Origin of the sequence: Variovorax sp. DAIF25 (assembly GCF_050711835.1) — a bacterium.
Taxonomy (GTDB): Bacteria; Pseudomonadota; Gammaproteobacteria; order Burkholderiales; family Burkholderiaceae_C; genus Variovorax.
In genome coordinates, this window is sequence record NZ_CP136636.1 from 7280577 (window position 1) to 7301904 (window position 21328).

The 21328-nt window shown below is 71.4% G+C and carries 23 protein-coding genes; 8 read left to right on the forward strand and 15 right to left on the reverse strand.

From position 1 onward, the window contains the following. The first annotated feature begins 369 nt into the window (after nucleotides 1–369). Together infA and dbpA are read left to right on the forward strand one after the other, a co-directional pair. Complete coding sequence (infA, locus tag R0232_RS33710; protein WP_093351558.1) at nucleotides 370–645, forward strand: translation initiation factor IF-1; 276 nt, start codon at nucleotides 370–372, stop codon at nucleotides 643–645. Between the two features lie 146 nt (nucleotides 646–791). After that, nucleotides 792–2198, forward strand: coding sequence for an ATP-dependent RNA helicase DbpA (gene dbpA / locus R0232_RS33715; RefSeq protein WP_431510821.1), 1407 nt, complete (start codon nucleotides 792–794; stop codon nucleotides 2196–2198). On the opposite strand, the gene R0232_RS33720 is transcribed toward dbpA, so the two are convergent. Then, entirely contained in the window at nucleotides 2173–3621 is a 1449-nt protein-coding gene (locus tag R0232_RS33720; protein WP_431510822.1) for an MATE family efflux transporter, read from the reverse strand. The two genes, dbpA and R0232_RS33720, sit on opposite strands and share 26 nt — an antisense overlap. Nucleotides 3622–3707: 86 nt before the next feature. On the opposite strand from R0232_RS33720, the gene R0232_RS33725 reads away from it, so the two are divergent. The 4 genes from R0232_RS33725 (at nucleotide 3708) to R0232_RS33740 (ending at nucleotide 6609) form a co-directional block, all read left to right on the forward strand. Beyond that, nucleotides 3708–3878, forward strand: a complete 171-nt coding sequence (locus R0232_RS33725; RefSeq protein WP_172705803.1) for a hypothetical protein — start codon at nucleotides 3708–3710, stop codon at nucleotides 3876–3878. A gap of 111 nt (nucleotides 3879–3989) precedes the next feature. Beyond that, nucleotides 3990–4310, forward strand: a complete 321-nt coding sequence (locus R0232_RS33730; RefSeq protein WP_093351565.1) for a hypothetical protein — start codon at nucleotides 3990–3992, stop codon at nucleotides 4308–4310. A 17-nt stretch (nucleotides 4311–4327) separates the two neighbouring features. Then, nucleotides 4328–5335, forward strand: coding sequence for a MerR family transcriptional regulator (locus R0232_RS33735; protein WP_431510823.1), 1008 nt, complete (start codon nucleotides 4328–4330; stop codon nucleotides 5333–5335). Between the two features lie 56 nt (nucleotides 5336–5391). Beyond that, nucleotides 5392–6609, forward strand: a complete 1218-nt coding sequence (locus R0232_RS33740) for an acyltransferase family protein (protein WP_431510824.1) — start codon at nucleotides 5392–5394, stop codon at nucleotides 6607–6609. Here the strand turns inward: R0232_RS33740 and R0232_RS33745 are convergent. Further along, nucleotides 6546–7433 carry a LysR family transcriptional regulator gene (locus tag R0232_RS33745; RefSeq protein WP_398494929.1) on the reverse strand — a complete coding sequence of 296 codons (888 nt, stop codon included), beginning with the start codon at nucleotides 7431–7433 and terminating at the stop codon, nucleotides 6546–6548. The two genes, R0232_RS33740 and R0232_RS33745, sit on opposite strands and share 64 nt — an antisense overlap. 80 nt (nucleotides 7434–7513) lie before the next feature. Between R0232_RS33745 and R0232_RS33750 the strand changes: the two genes are divergently transcribed. After that, a complete protein-coding gene (locus tag R0232_RS33750) occupies nucleotides 7514–8428 on the forward strand; it encodes an EamA family transporter (RefSeq protein WP_208513064.1) in 915 nt (304 codons plus the stop codon). 4 nt (nucleotides 8429–8432) lie between these two features. Here the strand turns inward: R0232_RS33750 and R0232_RS33755 are convergent, their stop codons facing one another. Then, the gene (locus tag R0232_RS33755; RefSeq protein WP_431510825.1) at nucleotides 8433–9356 is read right to left on the reverse strand and encodes a fatty acid desaturase family protein; all 924 of its coding nucleotides are present in this window, start codon (nucleotides 9354–9356) and stop codon (nucleotides 8433–8435) included. A 97-nt stretch (nucleotides 9357–9453) separates the two neighbouring features. Here R0232_RS33755 and R0232_RS33760 point away from each other — a divergent pair, with 97 nt between their 5' ends. Then, complete coding sequence (locus R0232_RS33760; protein ID WP_431510826.1) at nucleotides 9454–9675, forward strand: tautomerase family protein; 222 nt, start codon at nucleotides 9454–9456, stop codon at nucleotides 9673–9675. Here R0232_RS33760 and R0232_RS33765 read toward each other — a convergent pair. From R0232_RS33765 to R0232_RS33820, 12 genes are all read right to left on the reverse strand, one after another. Next, nucleotides 9672–10346: a GntR family transcriptional regulator gene (locus tag R0232_RS33765; RefSeq protein ID WP_093351581.1), complete on the reverse strand. Its 675-nt coding sequence runs from the start codon at nucleotides 10344–10346 to the stop codon at nucleotides 9672–9674. The genes R0232_RS33760 and R0232_RS33765 overlap by 4 nt on opposite strands. Before the next feature lie 34 nt (nucleotides 10347–10380). Then, nucleotides 10381–11673, reverse strand: coding sequence for an FAD-dependent oxidoreductase (locus R0232_RS33770; RefSeq protein ID WP_431510827.1), 1293 nt, complete (start codon nucleotides 11671–11673; stop codon nucleotides 10381–10383). Beyond that, nucleotides 11670–11933 (reverse strand): 2Fe-2S iron-sulfur cluster-binding protein, encoded by a 264-nt coding sequence (locus tag R0232_RS33775; protein WP_296799798.1) that lies wholly within the window; start codon nucleotides 11931–11933, stop codon nucleotides 11670–11672. The genes R0232_RS33770 and R0232_RS33775 overlap by 4 nt, the downstream gene beginning before the upstream one ends. Then, nucleotides 11930–13039, reverse strand: a complete 1110-nt coding sequence (locus R0232_RS33780; protein ID WP_431510828.1) for an NAD(P)/FAD-dependent oxidoreductase — start codon at nucleotides 13037–13039, stop codon at nucleotides 11930–11932. Before R0232_RS33780 ends, R0232_RS33775 begins: the two co-directional genes overlap by 4 nt. An 8-nt stretch (nucleotides 13040–13047) precedes the next feature. Next, on the reverse strand, nucleotides 13048–13992 hold the full coding sequence (locus tag R0232_RS33785; RefSeq protein ID WP_431510829.1) for a 4-hydroxyproline epimerase: 945 nt from the start codon (nucleotides 13990–13992) through the stop codon (nucleotides 13048–13050). A gap of 91 nt (nucleotides 13993–14083) precedes the next feature. Continuing rightward, nucleotides 14084–15217 (reverse strand): branched-chain amino acid ABC transporter substrate-binding protein, encoded by a 1134-nt coding sequence (locus R0232_RS33790; RefSeq protein WP_203203420.1) that lies wholly within the window; start codon nucleotides 15215–15217, stop codon nucleotides 14084–14086. Between the two features lie 82 nt (nucleotides 15218–15299). Continuing rightward, nucleotides 15300–16214, reverse strand: a complete 915-nt coding sequence (locus tag R0232_RS33795; protein WP_208513061.1) for a dihydrodipicolinate synthase family protein — start codon at nucleotides 16212–16214, stop codon at nucleotides 15300–15302. A 147-nt stretch (nucleotides 16215–16361) separates the two neighbouring features. Next, nucleotides 16362–16895: a glycine zipper 2TM domain-containing protein gene (locus R0232_RS33800; RefSeq protein ID WP_431510830.1), complete on the reverse strand. Its 534-nt coding sequence runs from the start codon at nucleotides 16893–16895 to the stop codon at nucleotides 16362–16364. Nucleotides 16896–17183: 288 nt separating this feature from the next. Continuing rightward, nucleotides 17184–18497, reverse strand: coding sequence for a HipA domain-containing protein (locus R0232_RS33805; protein WP_431512950.1), 1314 nt, complete (start codon nucleotides 18495–18497; stop codon nucleotides 17184–17186). 20 nt (nucleotides 18498–18517) lie between these two features. Then, entirely contained in the window at nucleotides 18518–18988 is a 471-nt protein-coding gene (locus tag R0232_RS33810; RefSeq protein ID WP_431510831.1) for a helix-turn-helix domain-containing protein, read from the reverse strand. A 92-nt stretch (nucleotides 18989–19080) separates the two neighbouring features. After that, nucleotides 19081–20043 (reverse strand): tripartite tricarboxylate transporter substrate-binding protein, encoded by a 963-nt coding sequence (locus R0232_RS33815; protein ID WP_057593245.1) that lies wholly within the window; start codon nucleotides 20041–20043, stop codon nucleotides 19081–19083. 54 nt (nucleotides 20044–20097) lie between these two features. Then, nucleotides 20098–21300 (reverse strand): M20 aminoacylase family protein, encoded by a 1203-nt coding sequence (locus R0232_RS33820; RefSeq protein ID WP_093351605.1) that lies wholly within the window; start codon nucleotides 21298–21300, stop codon nucleotides 20098–20100. Nucleotides 21301–21328 lie beyond the last annotated feature (28 nt).

Here is a 21328-nt window from a genome sequence, read left to right on the forward strand (position 1 = left end):
GCGTTCGCGCCAGTCCCGGCCGAAACCTGAGCAACAGTCATGCCAGTCCGGTTACAATGCCGGGTTCGTTTCGATACTACGACGAAGTCTTTTCTCGTCACCCCACCGGTTGGCCGATTGGCACCGAGGCCCCCTGAACCCGATTTGAAATCCCCGGGTTCCGCACCTCCCCCGCCAGGCACGCCGGTTTTTGCCGTGTGTTGGAGCGCCAGTTCCGGCGCCCATGATTGCCACCACGGTCTTCGTTCATGTTGAAGCGAGCAGAGCGCGTCCCCGCTGCGCCGTGTGTGTCGGCCGGCCGTCGCGCCTGAAACCAAACACGACGGATTTCATTCATATCCAACAGACAACGAAGATTCGAGGTAAAGCATGCCGAAGGAAGAACTGATCGAAATGAACGGCGCAGTGACCGAAGTCCTGCCCGATTCGCGCTACCGCGTCACGCTCGACAACGGTCACCAGCTGATCGCCTACAGCGGCGGCAAGATGCGCAAGCACCACATCCGCATCCTGGCGGGCGACAAGGTGTCGCTGGAACTCTCGCCCTACGACCTGACCAAGGGCCGCATCACGTTCCGTCACCTGGAACGCCGCGGTCCTCCGCCGTCGGGTCCCGGCGGCAACAACGGCGCCCAGCGCCGCTGAACGAGCGGCACGCGCCGACCGTCGCAGCCCCCGAGGGCCTTGCAGCACTGTCGCCCCGGCGGCGGGCTGCAAGGCCCTGATTTTTTTACTCCCCACGTCTTTCCACCGTCTCTCACGCCTCCGCCGGGCTTGCTGGCGGCCACGCCATGACCACCACCTCCCCCGACGATTTCGCCACCCTGTCGCTCGCGCCGCAGATGCTGGCCAACCTGGCGCAGCTCGGCTACGCGCGCATGACGCCGATCCAGGCCGCGAGCCTGCCGAGCGCGCTGCTCGGCAAGGACCTGATCGCCCAGGCCAAGACCGGCAGCGGCAAGACCGCCGCCTTCGCGCTGGCGCTGCTGGCCAACCTCAATCCGCGCCGCTTCGCGGTGCAGGCGATGGTGCTGTGCCCGACGCGCGAGCTGGCCGACCAGGTCACGACCGAGATCCGCCGGCTGGCGCGCGCGGAAGAGAACATCAAGGTGGTCACGCTGTGCGGCGGCGTCGCGCTGCGCGGGCAGACCGCGAGCCTGGAGCACGGCGCCCACGTGGTGGTGGGCACGCCGGGGCGGATCATGGACCACCTCGAGCGCGAGAACCTCGCGCTCGACGCGCTCAACACGCTGGTGCTCGACGAGGCCGACCGCATGCTCGACATGGGCTTCTTCGACGACATCGTGACCGTGGCGCGCCAGTGCCCGAAGGAGCGCCAGACGCTGCTGTTCTCGGCCACCTACCCCGAAGGCATCGCCAAGCTCGCGCAGCAGTTCATGAAGGACCCGCAGCAGATCGCGGTGCAGGCCCAGCACACGGGCAGCGCGATCCGCCAGCGCTGGTACCAGATCAAGGACGGCGAACGGCTGCACACGGTGAGCCGGCTGCTCGACCACTTCCGCCCGGCCAGCACGCTGGCCTTCTGCAACACCAAGCAGCAGTGCCGCGACCTGGTCGACGTGCTGCAGGCGCAGGGCTTCAGCGCGCTCGCGCTGTTCGGCGAACTCGAGCAGCGCGAACGCGACCAGGTGCTGGTGCAGTTCGCCAACCGCAGCTGCTCGGTGCTGGTGGCCACCGACGTGGCGGCGCGCGGCCTGGACATCGCGCAGCTCGAGGCGGTGATCAACGTCGACGTGACGCCCGATGCCGAGGTGCACGTGCACCGCATCGGCCGCACCGGCCGCGTCGGCCAGCAGGGCGGCGCCGAGGGCCTGGCGCTGAACCTCGCGAGCATGGACGAGATGGGCTTCGTCGGAAAGATCGAGCAGTTGCAGGGCCGCGAATCCGAATGGCACGAACTGGCCGAGCTCACGCCCGGCAAGGGCGCGCCGCTCGCGCCGCCGATGGCCACGCTGCAGATCGTGGGCGGGCGCAAGGAGAAGATCCGCGCCGGCGACGTGCTGGGCGCGCTGACCGGCGACTGCGGCTATGCGAAGGAGCAGGTCGGCAAGATCAACGTCAACGAGTACTCGACCTACGTCGCGGTCGAGCGCGGCATCGCCGCCGAGGCAGCGCGCAAGCTCAACGACGGCCGCATCAAGGGCAAGAGCGTCAAGGTCCGGCTGCTGGATCTCTGAGGTCGCCCGCGAGCGCCGCGGCACCGCCGGCCGCCGAGGTCGGCGCGACCGGTGCGTCGAGCACCGGCACCGCGTCTTCGGGCGGCACCGGCGCGATGTCCTCGCGCAGCGCCAGCCGGTTCGCGAGCCGGAACGCCACCGTCACCGCGAGCACGCCGAAGATCGAGGCGCCCACCGCCTGCCCGATCAGCACGCCGGCCGCGCCGTACTGCGCGCCCCACCAGACGAAGGGCACCGTGCCCACGGTCGCGCGGCCCCAGTTGAAGACCGTCGACAGCAGCGGATGGCCGAGGTTGTTGAACGAGGCATTGGCCACGAACAGGCCGCCCGCGAAGAAGAAGCTGGCCGCGAGCCAGCTGCAGAACAGCGCGATCAGCTCGGCCGAGATGCCGTCGGCCGAGAAGGCCCGGATCAGGACGTCCTGCCCCAGCGCCAGCACCGCCCAGGCCACCGCCACCGACACGCCCATGACCAGCAGGCTGTCGCGCAGCCCCTGGCGCACGCGCCGGTACTGCCCGGCGCCGAGGTTCTGCGCCAGGATCGGCCCGACCGCGCCGCTCAGCGCATAGACCAGCCCGAAGGCCACCGGGCTCACGCGGTCGATGGTGGCGGCGCCGGCCACGGCCGCGGGCCCGAACTGCGCGATGGTGTGGGTGACGAAGGCGGCGCTCACCGGCGTCGCGAGATTGGTCAGCACCGCCGGCCCGGCCACCGCGGCCATCGCGCGGGCGTCGGCGCCCAGTTGCTTCGGCTCGAAGCGGCCCAGCATGCGGTGCCGCACCGCCACGCCGTGCAGCCCGACCGCGGCCAGCGCCAGCCGCGAGAACACGGCGCTCACGGCCGCGCCGTCGAGCCCCATGCCGAAGCCGAAGATCAGGATCGGGTCGAGCACCGCGGTGACGAAGGCACCGACCAGGGTGACCATCATGGCGCGCCGCGCGTCGCCGACCGCGCGCAGCAGCGCCGAGCAGGCCATGCCGATCCCGAGCAGCGGCATCGTGTGCACCGTGATCGCGAGGTAGCGCTGCGCGAAGCGCGCGGTCTCGCCCTCGGCGCCCAGCGCATGCACGGCCGGGCCGAGGAAGAAGGCGGTGCCGCTGCCGGCCACCAGCGAGATCGCCGCCATCAGCACCAGGCTCGCGGTGGCGATGCGGCGCGCATCGTGCGCGCGGCCCGCGCCCACGGTGCGCGAGACCACGGCGGCGATGCCGATCATCAGCCCGATGCACAGCGAGGTGTGGAAGAAGCCGACCACGCCCGCGAAACCCACGGCCGCGGCGATGGCCTTCTCGCCGAGCAGCGAGATGTAGAACAGGTTGATCAGGTCGACCGCGAACACCGCGATCAGGCCGATGGCGCCGGTGCCCGCCATCACGCAGACATGGCGCAACAGCGAGCCCGTGACGAACCTCGGCCGGGCCATGTCTCCCCCCATTGCGCTTTCTGGCATGCAAAATCCTCGCTGTGGCCTAATTACGCCTTCGAACTTCACTTTTACCCGAGCTTTCCATGCCCAAGAAAATCCGTACCGAAGCCGACCGTCTCGCCAGCCCGAAGCCCGTGCCCCTGCCCGGCTTCACCCTGCCGCGCAACGGTGGCGGCCAGAAGGTCAGCCTCGAGCGCGGCACCGCGACGCGCAGCAAGAAGAACCCCGGCAAGCGCGCCAAGAAGGGCGGCTGATCCGGCCTTCGCCGCCACGGCCCGCCGGGCCGGTGGTGCGAAACCCCGACAAACGCGCCCGCGGGCGCGTTTCGTCGTTGAGGGGCCCCTGCCAGGGGCTATAACCCTTCGATGTCCGACGACAACCAGATCCTGATCCCGCCCTCGTTCTTCGCCGTCTACACCGACGCGCGGCAGCGGCTGCGCGAACCCATCGGCGTGGTGCGCGAGCGCTACGAGATCTGCGAGGACCTGGCCAGCCACCTGGTGGGCCATGCGCAGATCCAGCACCACACCGAGGTGCCGGTCGAGAGCGAGATCCTGGCGCGCATCCGCGCCGGCTTGGCGGTGCCCGAGGCGGGCCTGCAGCCGGCCGAGGCCGACTGGGTGGTGCAGCGGCTGGCCGAGCTGCTGGGCTGGCCCGGGCCCGAACCGGTGCCGTCCGGGGACTGAGCCCCCGCGCCGCCGCCATGCTGCTCCAGGTCGGCGAACTCGCGCGGCGCACCGGGCTCACGGTGCGCACGCTCCATCACTACGACGCCATCGGCCTGCTCGCGCCGTCGGCGCGCTCGGAGGCCGGCTACCGGCTCTACGGCCCCGACGACATCGCGCGGCTGCACGCGATTCAGGCGCTGCGGCTGCTCGGGCTGCCGCTGGCCGAGATCGGCGGGCTGCTGGGCGCGGGCGGCGAATCGCTGCCCGCGATCGTCGCGCGCCAGATCGCCGCGCTCGACCGGCAGATCGCGCAGGCCACCACGCTGCGCGAGCGGCTCGCGCTGCTCGAACAGCGGCTGGCCGAGGGCGGCCGGCCCGACACCGGCGACTGGCTCGCGACGCTCGAGCAGATGAGCACCTACGGCCGCTACTTCAGCCCGGAGGAGATCCGCGCGCTGATGGCGAACTGGAAGGCCGTGGCCGACCAGTGGCCGCCGCTGATCGCCGAGGTGAGCGAGCGCATGGCGCGCGGCGTGCCGGCCGATGCGCTCGAGCTGCAGCCGCTGGCCGCGCGCTGGATGACGCTGATGGGCCAGTGGATGGACGGCAACTACGACCTGATCGAGCGCTGGGGCGAGATGTACCGCAGCGAGCCGGTGGCGCGGCGCGACGACGGTCCCTCGGCCGCGCTGATCGGCTACATCGAAGAGGCCATCGGCCTGCGCATGGCCGCGCTGCTGCGCCACCTGGACGCCGAGGACTTCGCGCGCCTGGGCACGCCGCCCGACGCGGCCTGGCGCCGGCTCTCGGGCGAACTCGAGGCCCTGCAGGCCCAGGGCGCGACGCCCGGCGATCCGGCCGTGCAGGCGATCGCGCGCGAGTGGGCCGCGCTGTTCGATGCCTTCTGCGACCACGACCCGGGCATCGCGGGCCGGCTGATGCAGGCCATGGCCACCGAGCCCGTGCTGCAGGCCGCGGCGGTGACCGCGCCGCCGGTGCGCGAGCTGCTGCTGCGCGCCATGGCAACGCTGCGCGCGGCCTGAAAAACCCGCTCGTCCCCGCTTGACCCTGACGTTGCGTGAGGCCCAACAGTGGCCGCATGAACAACGCCAACACCCCTCCTTCCACCCCGCAACGTCTGCACGCGCTCGACAACCTGCGCGCCCTCATGATGTGGCTGGGCATCGTGCTGCACGTGGCCCTCAACCACCTCACCGTCGCCTCGCCGCTGCCCTGGCGCGACCCGCAGACCTCGCGCGTCGCCGACCTGCTGCTGCTGTTCATCCACGGCTTCCGCATGCCGGTGTTCTTCGTGCTCGCGGGTTTCTTCGTCGCGCTGCTGATCGAGCGGCGCGGCGCCGGCGGCATGCTGCGCAACCGCGCGCTGCGGCTCGCCCTGCCCTTCGCGCTGTTCTGGCCGCCGCTGTTCGTGCTGACCACGCTGCTCGCGATGGTCTACATCCACCTCACGGTGCGCGGCGTGCCGGGACTCGATGCGGCGCTGGCGCCGCCGCGCCCGCCGGGCGGCTCGCCGTTCAACACGCTGCACCTGTGGTTCATCTACCAGCTGTTCTGGTTCTGCGTGCTGGCCTCGGCCGGCGCGAAGCTGGGCCGCTTCGTGCCGGCGCGGCTGCGCGCGGGCTTCGGGCACGGCTTCGCGCTGCTGGCACGCCAGCCCTGGGGCGTCCTGGTGCTGGCGCTGCCGCTGGCCGTGGCCGGGTCCTTCCATCCCACGGGCCTGGCGCCGCAGAGCGGCTCCTTCCTGCCGCCCTGGGGCGAGTGGGTGCACAGCGGCCTGTTCTTCATGTTCGGCCTGTGCCTGCACGGGCGGCAGGACCTGCTCGCCCGCTTCGCCGCGCGCTGCCAGGTCCTGGCACTCGCGGGCCTGGCCTTCTTCGGCGCGACGCTCGTGCTGCTGGGCGCCGCGCGCGGCACGACGCCCTTGCCGCATGCCGCGTTCTGGATCGCCTTCGCCTACGGCACCGCCGGCTGGCTCTGGAGCCTGGCGCTGATCGGGGCCTTCGTGCGCTGGCTGCCGCGGCGCAACGGCGTGCTCGACTACCTCTCGCGCAGCTCCTACTGGGTCTACCTGGTCCACATGCTCGGCACCGTCGGCTTCGGCGTCCTGCTGTTCCATGCGCCGCTCGGAGCGCTCACGAAGATGGGCCTCAACATCGCGGCCACTTCGATCATGGCGCTCGCGAGCTACGAGCTGCTGGCGCGCCGCACGCCCATCGGCCGGCTGCTCAACGGTCAGCGCGAGGCGAAGCGCTCGAGCAGGAAGTCGACGAAGGCGCGCGTCTTCGCGGCCAGGTGACGCGAGGGATAGACGGCATAGACCGGCGTGCGGTCGGCCTCCCAGTCCTCCAGCACCGCCTCGAGCCGGCCCGCGGCCAGTTCCTGCGCGACGTAGATGCGCGGGATCAGGCTCAGGCCGAAGCCCGCGAGCAGCGCGTCGCGCACCGCGAGGCTGGAGCTGACCTTGTAGCGCCCGTCGACCGGCACCGCCACGCTGCGACCGGCGCGCCGGAAGGTCCACTTGTGGGCATGGCCCGAGAGCGTGAACTGCACGCAGTCGAAGGCCTTCAGGTCCTCGGGCCGCGCGGGCCGGCCACGGGCGGCGAAGTAGGCCGGCGCGCCGCACAGCACGTGGGTCATGGTCGTGAGCTCGCGTGCCACCAGGCTCGAGTCCTCGAGCCGGTCGCTGCCGCGAATCGCGAGGTCGTATCCGCCGCCGATCAGGTCGGTGCGCGCGTCCTGCAGGTCGAGTTCGAGCCGCAGGTTCGGATGACGGTCCATGAAGGCCGGGATGCCGGGCGAGATGCAGGTCAGCGCGAAGGTCAGCGGCGCGCTGACCCGCAGCACGCCCGACGGGCTGCTGCCCATGGGCGCGAGCGCGGCGTCGGCCTCGCTCAGGTCGTCGAGGATGCGCGAGAGCCGCTGGTGGTAGGCCGCGCCGGCCTCGGTGAGGCTCATGCTGCGCGTGGTGCGGTTGATGAGCCGCACCTTCAGGTGCGCCTCGAGCTCGGCGATGTTCTTGCTGACCGCGGCGGCCGACAGGCCGAGCTGTCGCGCCGCGCCCGCGAAGCTGCCGCTGGTGGCGGCGGTGCGGAAGACCTGGAGGGCGGTGAGATGGTCCATGATCCACAACCATTGGTAATGAATCAATTCATTATTCAGACATTCACAACCAGCGGTCAATTGAATAGATTCAAGCCTCCATGACCGACACCACCGACCGCAGCGCCCGCCCTCCCGCCCGGGGCGCCGACATCCTGCTGACCGCCGCCGCGCCCGCGATCTGGGGCAGCACCTACATCGTCACCACCGAGCTGCTGCCCGCGAACTACCCGCTCACGGTGGCGATGCTGCGCGCGCTGCCCGCGGGCCTGCTGCTGCTGGCCATCGTGCGGCAGTTGCCCGAGCGCGCCTGGTGGGGCCGCATCCTGGTGCTGGGCGCGCTCAATTTCTCGCTGCTGTGGGCGATGCTGTTCATCGCGGCCTACCGGCTGCCGGGCGGGGTGGCGGCCACGATCACCTCGCTGCAGCCGCTGATGGTGGTGTTCCTCGCGAGCGCGCTGCTCGGCACGCGGGTGCGCGCGCTGTCGGTGGTGGCGGCCGCCGTGGGCTTCGGCGGCGTGGCGCTGCTGGTGCTCACGCCGCAGGCCAGGCTCGACGCGGTGGGCATCGCGGCGGCGCTCGCGGGTGCGGTGTCGATGGCCTTCGGGACGGTGCTGGCGCGGCGCTGGCAGCCGCCGGTCTCGGCGCTGACCTTCACCGCCTGGCAGCTCACCGCGGGCGGCCTGCTGCTGCTGCCGGTGGCGCTGTGGCTCGAACCGGCGCTGCCCCCGCTCACGGCCACCAACTGGCTGGGCTTCGGCTGGCTAGGCCTGGTGGGCGCCGCGCTGACCTACATCCTGTGGTTCCGCGGCGTGGCCCGGCTGGAGCCGGCCGCCATCGCCTCGCTGGCCTTCCTGAGCCCGGTGACGGCCGTGATCCTCGGCTGGGTGCTGCTGGGCCAGCGGCTGTCGCCGCTGCAGGTGGCGGGCATCGCGATCGTGATCGCGAGCATCTGGCTGAGCCAGCATGCGCAGCGCGGCGCGCTGCCCACGGCGGCGCGGCCCGCGACGCGCTGAAGTTTCAGGCCGCCGTGGCCTGCTTCAACAGGCTCAGGTAGCCGGGCTGCACCTCCATGCGCGCGGTCGTGCCACCGCGCTGCAGCAGCCGGTGCGCCTGCGGCAGGCTCCAGCACGGCAGGCTGGTGAACATGTGGTGCTCGCAGTGGTAGTTGACCCAGTAGGGCGCGATGAAGATGCGCTCGGGCAGGTTGGCATGCGTGGTGCGCGCCTGGCGCAGCGGATCGGCCTCGTTCTGCGCCACCAGCGCATGCTCGGCGATGTTGCGCACCCGGCTCACGAGCGGCAGCCAGGTCGCCATGGGCAGCAGCCACATCAGGGCCCAGGCCCACCAGTAGCCGGCCAGCGCGAAGGCCAGCAGCCCGAGGCCGTTGGCGAGAAAGAAGCGGCGGTCCTTCGCGAGTTCGCGGCCGAACGCCTTCAGCGCCGATTCGCCCGGTGCGCGCCGGCGGATGCCTTCGGCGATATGGCCGAAGCGCTGCTTGTAGAAGGTCTGGCCGCTGAGGTCGCGCACGACCTTGCGCCACATCGAGGCGCGCGAGATCGGGAACGGCGCCGACAGCACGAGGTCGGGGTCCTCGGTCTGCTGCACGAAGCGGTGGTGCTGCAGGTGGTAGGGCCGGTAGTCGCGCAGGGTGGACGAGCACAGCCAGTGGCCGACCCAGTCGTTGACGCGCCGGTTGCGGTGCAGCCCCGCATGGGCCGCGTCGTGCATCAGGATGAACAGGCCGAGCTGGCGCGCGCCGACGATCGGCACCATCAGCGGAATGGTCCATGGCCAGACGATGCCCACCAGCATCGCGAGGCCGATGACGCCCCAGCAGTGCGCGACCAGCCACAGCCCCTTCCACGACGAGCGCGCGGTCAGCGCCTGCCATTCGTCGGTGCTGAAGAAATCCTCGGGACGGGCTCGGGGTGCGGCGGCCATCGGGCCAGTATGCGCCGCGGGTGCGCGCGATGCACGCGGAATTCCCCGGGGCCGGCTGGCGAGAATCGGCGCTCCTCGACCTGACGGACCGCCCACCATGCCCCTCGTGACCATCCGCCTCGCGCGCCGTGAAATACCGGCCACGCGCGAACAGAAAGCCGCGCTGATCGCCGGCGCCACCCGGCTGCTGCAGGAGGTGCTCGGCAAGCGCCCCGAGGACGTGACGGTGCTGATCGACGAGATCGACCCCGACAACTGGGGCCAGGGCGGCGAGAGCGCGACGGTGCTGCGGCAGCAGCGCCAGGGCGCAGCCTCCTAGCGGTCGATGATCTTGCGCGCGAAGCGCTCGAGGTAGTCCATCAGCCGGTCGGCGCCCGCGGTGGCGGCGGCTTCGTCGCCGGTGGCGATGCCCTGCGCCAGTTCGAGGTGGGCGTTGGCGCCTTCGACGATCTCGCCCTGGTGCTGGTAGGCGTACCAGAAGCGGCGGCACTGCACGATCAGCGGCGTGACGGCCTTGACGGCCGAGTCGTTGTGGCTGGCCTGGTGGTTCACCAGGTCGAGCGCATGGTCGGCGCGCATGTAGCCGTCGAGGTCGCCGCGCGCGGCCGCCTCCACCATCTGCTCGGCGCAGCGCACGATCTCCTTGCGCTGCGGCGCGGTGGCGCGGCGCGCGGAGCAGGTGGCGATCAGCTGCTCGAGCACGCGGCGCGTCTGCACCACGTCGAGGTGGTCGGCGAGGTCGATGGTCGACACCAGCAGACCGCGGCGCGCCTGCTGCACGACGAGGCCGATCGACACCATGCGCATCAGCGCCTCGCGCACCGGCGTGCGGCCCAGGCCGGTGCGCTCGGCCAGCTCGGCCTCGACGATCTGGCTGCCGGGCTCGAGCTGCAGCGTGGACAGCAGGGTCTCGATGGCGTCGTAGGCCATGTCGGCGGCGCGGCGCTTCGGGGCGGACGCGGGGGCAGGGACGGGGATCGGAGCAGCCATGGATGTTCGGGGACGCGGATCTGCGTAGTGTGGATCAGTCCGGGTCGCGCGCGCCCAGGCCGGCCAGCGTCGCGATGCGCACGGGCGACAGCGGCGGCCGCGGCGCGGGCGGCGTCCAGCCGAACAGGAACTGCGCGGCATCGCCGCACACGCGCCCCTGGCACGGCCCCATGCCGCAGCGCTGGTGCAGCTTGGCGTCGGTCCAGCCGCCGCAGCCGGCGAGCGCCGCGAGGGGCACGTCCTCGCAGCGGCACACCAGCGTGTCGGGCCAGGCCAGCGCGCGGATCGCGGGGCCGGGCGCGAAGCTGCGGTGCAGGCGCGTGGCGAAGGCGTTCCAGCGCGCGCGCTCGGCGTATTGCAACCGTGCGGCCTTTTCGTCGCCGACGGCCGCATGGCCCGCGATGGCGCCCTGCGCGAGCGCGCGTTCGCTGCCGCCGAAGCCCGTGCATTCGCCGGCCGCGTAGACGCCGTCCAGGCTGGTGGCCTGCCGCTCGTCGACGGCCAGCGCGAGCGTGTCGCTGTCGCCGAAGGGCGCGAGCGCGCAGCCGAGCATCTGGCCGAGCTGGGTGTTGGGCACGAGGCCGAAACCGCAGGCCAGGCGCTCGCAGGCCATCTCCCGCATGCGGCCGCCCTGGTTCAGGCGCACCGATTCGAGCCGTGTCGTGCCCAGTGCTTCGACCACGTGCGAGCCGGTGCGGTAGGTCGCATCGGCCAGCGTCAGCGCCTGCACTGCCTTGCCGGGCCAGCGCGCGAGCCCCAGCGCGAAGCCCGCGACCGAACCGAAGGCCGCCTGCTCGGCGATGCGCAGCACCTTCGCGCCGGCCTGGCGCGCGGTGGCCGCGGCTGCCAGCAGCAGCGGGCCGGTGCCGGCGACGACGATGCGCTCGCCCGCCACCGGCAGGCCGGCCTTGATCAGCGCCTGCAGGCCGCCCGCGCCGGTCACGCCCGGCAGGGTCCAGCCCGGAAAGGGCAGCAGGCGTTCGCGCGCGCCGGTGCACAGCACGAGCCTGCCCCAGCGCAGGCGCCAGGCGCGCTCTGCCTCCTCGAGCAGCAGCTCGCGCGGCGCGCTGTCGGCCACCACGCGCGTGCCGCTGCGCACGCGCACGTTGGCGCGGGCGGCCAGCGCCTCGCGCAGCCGGCGCGCGGCCGGCGGCAAAGTGGCGCCGGGGCCATCGCGCCAGATCTGCCCGCCGGGCACGGGGTTGTCGTCGATCACGACGATGGCCGCGCCGCTGGGCGCGGCCGCCAGCGCGGCGGCCATGCCCGCGGGACCGGCGCCGACGATCAGCAGGTCGCAGTGTTCGAGGCCGACGGCGTCGGTGCTCATCGCAGGGTCTCCACGCGCATGCCTTCGCCGCAGACGGTCTGGCAGGCGAGGCGGCGGCGGCCGTCGATGGCGACGCGGCATTCCTGGCAGATGCCCATGCCGCAGAAGGGCGCGCGCGGTTGGCCCGTGACGGAGACGCGCGCGACGCCCATGGCCGGCGTCGTGTCGGCGATGCGCAGCGCGGCGGCGACCGAGCTGCCGGCCGCGACGCGCACCTCACGGCCGTCGACCTGCAACAAGACCTGCGGCGCGGCGTTCATGCCACTTTCTCCAGCAGCCGCCCGGGCGCGAAGGGCCGCGCATCGAACGGCGGCGCGGTGCCCGTCATCAGCGCCACCAGCAGTTCGGCGCTGCCCGGTGCGGTGGTCACGCCCAGGCCTTCGTGGCCGAGCGCGAGCCACAACTTCTCGCGCCACGGATGCGCGCCCAGCAGCGGCAGGCCGTCGGGCGTGGCGGCGCGCAGGCCGGTCCAGCTGCGGATGGCGTTGAGTTCGCCGAGGCCCGGCAGGTAGTCGATCGCGCGCCGCAGCATGCGCGCGAGCATCGCGGGCTCGACCGCAGGATCGGTGGTGTCGAACTGCCGCGAGGAGCCGACCAGCAGCTGCCCCGTGGGCCGCGGTTGCACGTTGAAGGCAACCGAGTCGCCCTCGGCATGGTGCGCGCTGGTGACGTAGCCGAGCTCGACCAGTTGGTGCCGCACGGTGCCCGGATAGCGGTCGGTGATCAGCAGGTGGCCTTTCTTGGGCCGCAGCGGCAGTTCGGGGCACAGCGCGGCCGCCTCGAGGCCGGCGGCGAGCACGACCTGCGCGGCGCGGCGCCGGCCGCCGTCGGCCAGAAGCAGCGTGCCGTCGTCCTCGATGGCCTCGACCTGGGCCTGCTCGAATTCGATCGCGGCGCCCGCATCCGCGAGCAGCCAGCGCGCCGCGTTCGGCGCATAGAGGATGCCGTCGCCCGGCACCTCGAGCGCGCCCGCGAGGCCGGCGCGCAATGCGGGTTCGGCCGCGGCCAATGCCTTCGCGTCGAGCAGCCGGCTCGCGATGCCCAGCGCGGCGAGCCGCTCGCGCTTGCGTTCGGCCTCGGCCATCTCCGCGTCGTCGGCGGCGATCCAGAGCGTGCCGCAGGCACTGTGCGCGCAGTCGGCCGGCATGCGCGGCGCGAGCGCGCGCCACAGGTCGATCGAGCGGCTGCTGAGTTCGAGCTCGGCGCGGTTGTCGTCCATCGCCACGAGATGGCCCATGCCGGCGCCGGTGGCGCCGCCCCGGCGCGCATCGATCACGCGCACGCGACGGCCTGCGCGCGCGAGCGCATGCGCGCAGGCGGCGCCGACGATGCCGGCGCCGATGACGATCGCGTCCGCATCGGCCATCTGCAGCGTCAGAGCCGGATGCCCCAGCCGAAGGGATCGGCCTCGTCGATCAGCAGGGTGGCTTCGGCGCTGATGTGGGCGCGGCCGCGCAGCGTGGGAACGACGCGGCCGTCGTCGGCGGGCTCGTAGCTGGCCTCGAAGCGGCTGCCGATCACGCTGGCCTGCGTCCACACCTGGCCGGGCGCGAGCTTGCCGTCGGCCGCTAGGCAGGCGATCTTGGCGCTGGTGCCGGTGCCGCAGGGCGAGCGATCGTAGGCATTGCCGGGGCACAGCACGAAGTTGCGGCTGTCGGCGCCGTCCGCGTCGTCGGCGAACAGTTCGATGTGGTCGATCTCCGCGCCCTCGGCGCCGGTGATGCCCTGCGCCGCGAGCGCGCGCCGCAGCGCGGCCGTGTAGTCGGTGAGCGCGGCGAGGTTGTCGCTCGCCACGCGCTGGCCGTGCGCGGCCTCGCTCACGAGGAAGAACCAGTTGCCGCCCCAGGCCACGTCGCCGCGCACCGTGCCATGGCCCGGCAGTTCGACGGCCACCTGGCGCAGGTGCCGGTATGCGGGCACGTTGCGCACGCTGACCGCGCCGTCCGCGTGCAGCGTGGTGGTGACGGTGCCCACGGGCGTTTCGATGCGGTGCTCGCCGGGGCCGATGCGGCCCATGTGCGCGAGACTCGCGACCAGGCCGATGGTGCCGTGGCCGCACATGCCGAGGTAGCCCGCGTTGTTGAAGAAGATCACGCCGGCCGCGGCATCGGCCGCGACCGGTTCGCACAGCAGCGCGCCGACCACGACGTCGCTGCCGCGCGGCTCGAGCACGGTGGCGGCGCGCCAGGGGTCGTGCCGTTCGGCCAGCAGCGCACGGCGCTCGGCCATGCTGCCGCGGCCGAGGTCAGGAAAGCCGCCGGTCACGAGGCGGGTGGGCTCGCCGCCGGTGTGCGAGTCGATGATCTGGATGCGGTGCATGGGGATGGGCGCATCGCCTTCCTTGAAGACGGCGATGCGTTGAAGGAAAAGGAGGAGGAAGGGGCCGCGGCCCCTTCGCGGGAGGCGCGACTCAGTAGCTCGCGAGCGCCGTCGGCGCGGCGTTCTTGAAGGTGAACACCGTGATCGGCGCCTGCTTCATGTTGCCCTTGTCGTCGTAGGCATAGGTCGCGGCCACGCCCTTGTAGGTGGTCTTGTAGAGCTCGGCGCCGACCTTGTCGGGATCGATCGAGTTGGCCTTGGCCATCGACTCGCCGATGAACATCACCTGGTCGTAGTACGAGGCCGCGTAGGCATCGGCATCGGCGCCGAAGCGCTTCTTGAACTTCTCCTTGAAGGCCGGACCGCTGACCGCCTTCTCGAGGATCGAGCCGCCCTGCGCGCAGAACACCGCGTCGTTGACCGCGTCGCCGCCGAGCTTGCCCATCGCGGGGCTGCACAGCGTGTCGCCGCCGAGCAGCTTGGCGTTGATGCCGAGCTGCTTCATCTGCCGCGTCATCGGCGCGCCCTGCGGCGCGTAGCCGCCGAAGAAGATCGCCTCGGGCTGCTTGGCCTTCATGTTGGTCAGGATGGCGGTGAAGTCGACCGCCTTGTCGGTGGTGAACTCCTGGCCGACCACGGTGAGGCCCTGCTTCTTCGCTTCCTTGGTGAACTCCTCGGCGAGCCCCTGGCCGAAGGCGGTGCGGTCGTCGATCACGCCGACCTTGGTGACCTTGAGCACCTTGGCCGCGTAGACGGCCATGCTGCCGCCGATCTGGTTGTCGCTCGCGATGATGCGGTAGAGGTTCTTGTAGCCGCCCTGCGTGACCTTCGGGTTGGTGCCCACGGTCGACAGCAGCACGCCGCCGTCGCTGTAGACGCGCGAGGCCGGGATGGCCACGCCCGAGCAGTACGGGCCCATGACGAACTTGACGTTGTCGTCGACGAACTTCTGCGCCACCGCCACGCCGCTCTTGGCGTCGCAGGCATCGTCCTCCGACTTCAGTTCGAACTTGAGCGTCTTGCCGCCGACCACGAGCTTCTTCGCGTTGAGCTCCTCGATCGCGAGGCGCACGCCGTTCTCGTTGTCCTTGCCCGCGAATGCATTGGGGCCGGAGAGCGGCCCGGTATGGCCGATCTTGACCACCTGCTCCTGCGCCTTCGCCTGGGTTGCGAGGGCGAGCGCCACGAGGCCGAGCAGCGGAATCATCTTCGATGGTGTCTTCATGCTTCTTCCTGGATAAAGGGACACGGAGGGTACGGGGGAAACGAGGGCGCCGCCCTCGGGGGAAACGCAGCAAACGAAGGGCTTAGGCGACCGACTGGTACTTGGCCGGGCGGGTCGCGAGCGCCTTCTTCACGATGGCCTCGATGGCCTCGCGCTCGGCGCCCACCAGCGGCAGGCGCGGACGGCGCACGTGCTCGGTGCCCACGCCCACGAGGTGGTCGATGAGCTTGAGGTTCTGGACCAGCTTGGTCGAGACGTCGAGGTGCAGCATCGGCGTCATCCACTGGTAGAGCTTGAGCGCCTCGGCGAACTGGCCGGCCTTCATGAGGTCGTACAGCGCCACGGTCTCGCGCGGGAACGCGCAGCCCACGCCGGCCAGCAGGCCGTCGCAGCCCAGCGCCAGGCCCTCGTAGGCGAGGTCGTCCACGCCGAGGAACAGCTGGTAGCGGTCGCCAACCGTGTTGCGCAGGTCGGTGATGCGGCGGATGTTGTCGGTGCTCTCCTTGATCGCCGCGATCCATTCGCAGTCGGCCAGCTCGACCATGTGCTCGGGCTTGAGGTCGACGCGGTAGGCCACCGGGTTGTTGTAGACCATCACCGGCTTCTGCGCCGCGTTGGCGATGGTGCGCACGTTGAGCATGGCTTCGCGCGCGTCGGCCACGTAGATCACCGAGGGCATGACCATGTAGCCGGCCACGCCGAGCTTGTTGCCGCCCTCGACGTAGCGCAGCGCGTCGCGGGTGCTGGTCTCGGACACGTTGGCCAGCACCGGGATGCGGCCGTCGGCGGCCTCGAGCGCGATCTGCGCGACCTGCAGCTTCTCCTCGAGCGACAGCGTGCTGGCTTCGCCGAGCGAGCCGCAGGTGACGAGGCCGTGGATGCCGTTGCGGATCTGGAAGTCGATGTGGCGCGCGGTGCCTTCGGCATCGATGCGCTCGTCGGCATGGAACTTGGTGGTGACGGCGGGAAAGATGCCTTGCCAGCGGGGGTTGCTCACGAATTCGCTCCTTGGATGGGCCCGGATGGGCGGGGCTGGGACGGAGCGGATTTAAATATATTAACGATATACCGTCAATATTCTCGTAAACGAGCATGCGCCCGGCAGGGTCTGCCGGGCGCGGTTCCAGGTGGGGTGGGGAACGGCTTACTTGCGGCCGTCGGCCGGGCTCAGCGTGTGGCCCTTGAGCCTGACGGCCTTGCCGATCGGCGGCGCGCTGCGCGTCTCGACGCTGCGCAGCGTGCCGTTGTCCATGCGCACGCCGACCTGGTAGACGGTGACCGTGTGGGTGCGTTTCTCGATCTCGTTGCCCGCGTAGCCGCCGCCGACGGCGCCGAGCACGGTCGCGGCCGTGCGGCCGCCGCCATGGCCGATCTGGTTGCCCACCAGCCCGCCGACCACGCCGCCGGCCACCATGCCGACGCCGCTCGGACGCTGAGTGCGCTGCACGGCGCGCACCGTCTCGACATGGCCGCAGACCGCGCAGGGCGGGGCGGCGGCGGGTTCGGGCGCGGCGGCCAACGGCGCGGGGCCTGCGGCGGGCACGGGTTGAGGCGCGGCGCTCATCGCTGGCGCGGGCGCCGTCGCGTTGACGGTCGGGCCGGACGGCAAGGGCTGAAGCGCCGGCGGCGCCGCATCGGGCTTGAAGTCGTCGGGCGCCGGGCCCGTGGCCAGGGCCACGGGCGGTGACGCCGCCGTGCCGCCCCTGGTGCTTCTGCCACAGCGCGCCGCCGAGCGCGGCCACCGCCACCGCGAGCACGCCGATCACCACCCAGAGCTTCTGCGTTCCGCCCTGGCGCGAGGGCATGCCTGTTGTCGTTGTCTGTTCCATGAAAGCCTTCCTTCCTGCGGTCCGGCCTACGAGCCGGAACCCGTTCCCAGCATCGCCCGCGAAAGGCCGAAGTCAATGCACGGGCGTCCTACACGTCGGCACGCGGCGAGCGCATCCGGCTGGAGGACGAGACCGGGTCAGCGCGTCGCGGCGGGCGCCACGCCCGAAAGGAAGCGCCGCGCCTCGGCACGCATGCCGCGGGAAACGGCCTCCCAGGTCCGCGCGGGAAAGTCCGCGGGCAGCACGGCCTCGACCTCGGCCAGCGCCTCGTCGAGCGTTTCGACCATCGCGAGCATCGCGCGCCAGGTGTCGTCGCCGCCGTTGCGCATCGCGAGCCCCCACCAATGGCGCGCCTGGATGGTGTGCAGCGCGTAGTGCGCGTTCTTCGAGCGCACGGCCATCGCCAGCTCGGCCCGGCGCGGCTGGAACTGGCTCGCGCCGTTGCCGAAGTAGGGCCACATCGACAGCACGTCGTAGAGCGGCGTCATCTCGTAGACGTCGCCGCGCTGCAGATGGATCGAGAAGTTCTTGGCATGCCCATCGGTGGCCGCCAGCAGGAAGAAGGCGAGCTGCGCGAGCAGGAACAGCGTGCCGTCGTCCCGGCTACGGCTTCCCTGCAGCAGTTGCAGGCAGCGGGTCATGCCGGGGCCGCCGTGCTGCTCGTACTTGCGCTCGGGCGGCAGCGCCATCGCCTGGCAGAAATCTTCCTGCGGCAGGCGCGCGATCCAGCGCTCGCCGTTCGCGCCCGCCATCCATTCGCGGTCGAAGCGCTCGACCGCCAGCACCTTCTGGTCGCCGAAGGTCGCGATGGATGTCGACGCGACCGGCAGGCCCAGCGCGCCGACGATCCGCGCGCAGAGCCATTCGTTCTGCACCGAGTCCGAGGCATCGACGCGCCGCGAGCCACCGATCAGCCCCAGCGGCAGCTTGAGGATGTGGGTGGTCGGCGTGGCGCCGTGCGGGCGGCACCAGCGGCCGTCGACGCGGGTCAGCGCGGTCTTTTCCTGCGCGCCCGCGAGCGAGATCCGGAACAGGTCGCGGTCGCGCAGCCGCTCGGGCGTCGATTCGGTCGGCACGGCACGCAGCAGCTCGGCCACCTGCTCGTCGCTCAGCGGCTCGCAGTTCACGCGGTCCCAGCCTTCGGGCACCGCGCCGTCGGGCAGCAACTGCACCGCGCCCACGCAGTCGCGGCCGATGGCTTCGAGCAGGTCGAAGACCCTGGTGTTCTTGAGCCCGAAGCGCTGGCCCAGCCGCGCGCGGATCCGCTCGTTGTCGGGCAGCAGGTTGTCGAAGTAGTTGCGCACCGCCTCGCCCTGGACTTCGAGCGCCGTGGTGATCGGCAACGAGAGCGACAGCGAGCGGCGCCGCGGCGACGCGAGCCACGCGGGCTCGTAGCGGAAGGTGTGGGATTCGCGATCGACCGACCAGGTGCCGACGAGTTCGCCGTTCATCCAGGCCTTGAGCGCGCGCCTCACCAGGAGCCCTTCCTCGGCGTGGCGGCGAAGCGCCCGCGGACGGTGGGCGCGGGACCATCCGCGGCGGGGCGCGGTGCGTGCGGTTCGGGGGGCGACGGGGCGGCCGCCGCCGGTTCGGCGCCTTGTTCCTGAGCGACCAGCGAGGCCGGCGATGGCATCCGCCCATAGGCGCGCACCGCGTTGCGATCCTTCGCGCGCCGATCGCCGTCGGGAAGCTCGGCGCTCGCCGGCGCCGCGAAGACCGGGGCCTCATCTTCGTCGCGCAGCGAGATCGACGCGCCCAGCGCCGCCAGCAGCTTCATCAACTGTTCGAAACCGACGGCCCCCGGATTCGCCTCGATCTCGGCGATCCGGGCCTGGCTGACGCCGACAAGGCTGCCGGCCTGCGCCTGCGTCAGGCCGCGCTTTTTCCGCAGCGCCTGGAGATGCGCCCGGAGCTGGTCGGCAAAACGAAGGGGGTAGTCCATCTTGCCTTCAAGATATAGCCCCTCCCTTGTTTTGTCAATTTATAGGTTTTGGGTTATTTCTACCTTTTATCTGCCAAAGCTTGTATTTACCGTCAATCGACCTTCGCCCCCGAGGCCTTCACCACCGCTCCCATCGCATCCCAGTCGGCGCGCAGCAGCTTCTGGAATTCCTCGGCGCTCTGGCTGCGCGGCTCCACGCCCAGCCGCGTGAAGCGTTCCTGGATCGCCGGGTCGGCGATCACCTTGTTGACGGCCGCGTTGAGCCGCTCGACCTCGGCCTTGGGCGTGGCCGCCGGCGCGAGCAGGCCGATCCACGAATCGAAGGCATAGCCGGGCAGGCCGCTCTCGGCCACGGTCGGCAGCTTCGGCAGGAAGGGGCTGCGCGACTGGCCGGTCGAGGCCAGCAGCTTCATGCGCGGATCGCTCTGGAAGCCCATCACGCCGATGCTCGACGAGATCACCGCCTGCACCCGGCCCGCGAGCACCTCGTTGACCGCCTCGCCGGTGGACTTGGTCGGGATGTGCGTCATCTGCAGCCCGGCCTTGGCGAGGAACGAGGCCATCGCGAGGTGCGTGGCGCTGCCGTTGCCGGCCGAGGCGTAGTTGTACTTGCCGGGGTTGGCCTTGACCTCCTTGATGAAGTCGGCCGTGGTCGACACGTTCATGCCGCTGGCCACCGCGAGCACGTAGCCCGCGTTGCCGATGTTGGCCACGCCCACGAAGTCCTTGAGCGGGTCGTAGGGCAGCTTGCTGTAGAGGAAGCCCGCGATGTTGTGGCTCGCGGCCGCGAGCACCAGCGTGTTGCCGTCGGCCGGCGCCTTGGCCGCGATCGCCGCGCCCACGGTGCCGCCCGCGCCCGCGCGGTTCTCGACGATGGCGCTCGCATTGAGCGCCGCGCCGAGCTCGTTGTTGAAGGCACGCGCCACGGTGTCCTGCACCGCGCCGGTGCCGAAGGGCACGACGATGTGGATCACGCGCTGCTGCGCCGCCGCGGGCAGTACGGCCGCCGCGAAGGCCAGGGCGAGGAGCGAGCGTCGGGCGAACGGGGTGGTCATCGGTGGGGCCGCTTTCGTCGGGTTGGAGAAAAGAAGAAGTCCGCGTGGACGCCTTTAGCGCCCCGGCGCGAGCCAGCGCTGCGCCAGCCGCACGAAGTAGCTCGCGCCGATCGGGATGATCTCGTCGTTGAAGTCGAACGAGCTGTTGTGGATGATGCAAGGCCCGGGCCCGTGGCCGTCGAGCCGGTGGTCGCCGTCGCCATTGCCGAGGAAGGCGTAGCAGCCGGGCCGCGCCAGCAGCATGTGGGCGAAGTCCTCGGCGCCCATCACCGCCGGGAAGTCGGTGGTGACCATGTCGTCGCCCACCACCTCGCGCATCACGCCGGCCGCGAAGCGTGCCTCGGCCGGATGGTTCACCGTCGGCGGCGAGGAGCGGTTGAAGAACACCTCGGCCGTGCAGCCGTGCGCCGCCGCCACGCCCGCGGCCACCTCGCGCAGCCGCGCCTCGAGCAGGTCGATGGCCTCGATCGAGAAGGTGCGGATGGTGCCGCCGACCGTGGCCTCGTCGGGAATGATGTTGGGCGCGTCCGAGCCGCGCAGCTGCGTGACCGCGAGCAGCGCGCGCTCGGTGCTCGGGATGGTGCGCGCGACGATGGTCTGCAGCTGCTGCGCGAGGTTGACCACCGCCGCCACCGGGTCGATGCCGGTGTGCGGCATCGAGGCATGCGTGCCGCGCCCGTGCAGCGTGATGCGGTAGGTATTGCTCGAGGCCATGAGCGCGCCCTCGTTGAGCGCGAAGCGGCCCACGTCGCCGACCGGGAAGTTGTGCAGGCCGAAGACCGCGTCGCAGGGGAAGCGCTCGAACAGGCCCTCGTCGATCATCTTCTTGGCACCGGCCTTGCCCATCTCCTCCGCGGGCTGGAAGATGAAATGCACCGTGCCGTCGAAGTCGTCCGGGCCCTGCTGCGACAGGTGCCAGGCGGCGGCCAGCAGCATGGTGGTGTGGCCGTCATGGCCGCAGGCATGCATGCGGCCCGCGTGGCGCGACTTGTGGGCGAACTCGTTGGCCTCGTGCAGCGGCAGCGCATCCATGTCGGCGCGCAGGCCGATGGTGCGCGCGCCCGTGCCCTTGCGCAGCACGCCGACCAGGCCGGTGCCCGCGATGCCGCGGTGCACCTCGATGCCCCATTCGGCGAGCAGGCCCGCGACCTTCTCGGAGGTGCGGTGTTCCTCGAAGCCGAGTTCGGGGTGGGCGTGGATGTCGCGCCGGATGTCGACGAAGCGGGCGACGTCGGCGAAGGAATCGACGATGTTCATGGGGGGCGGCTGGCTGGATCGTTCTGGA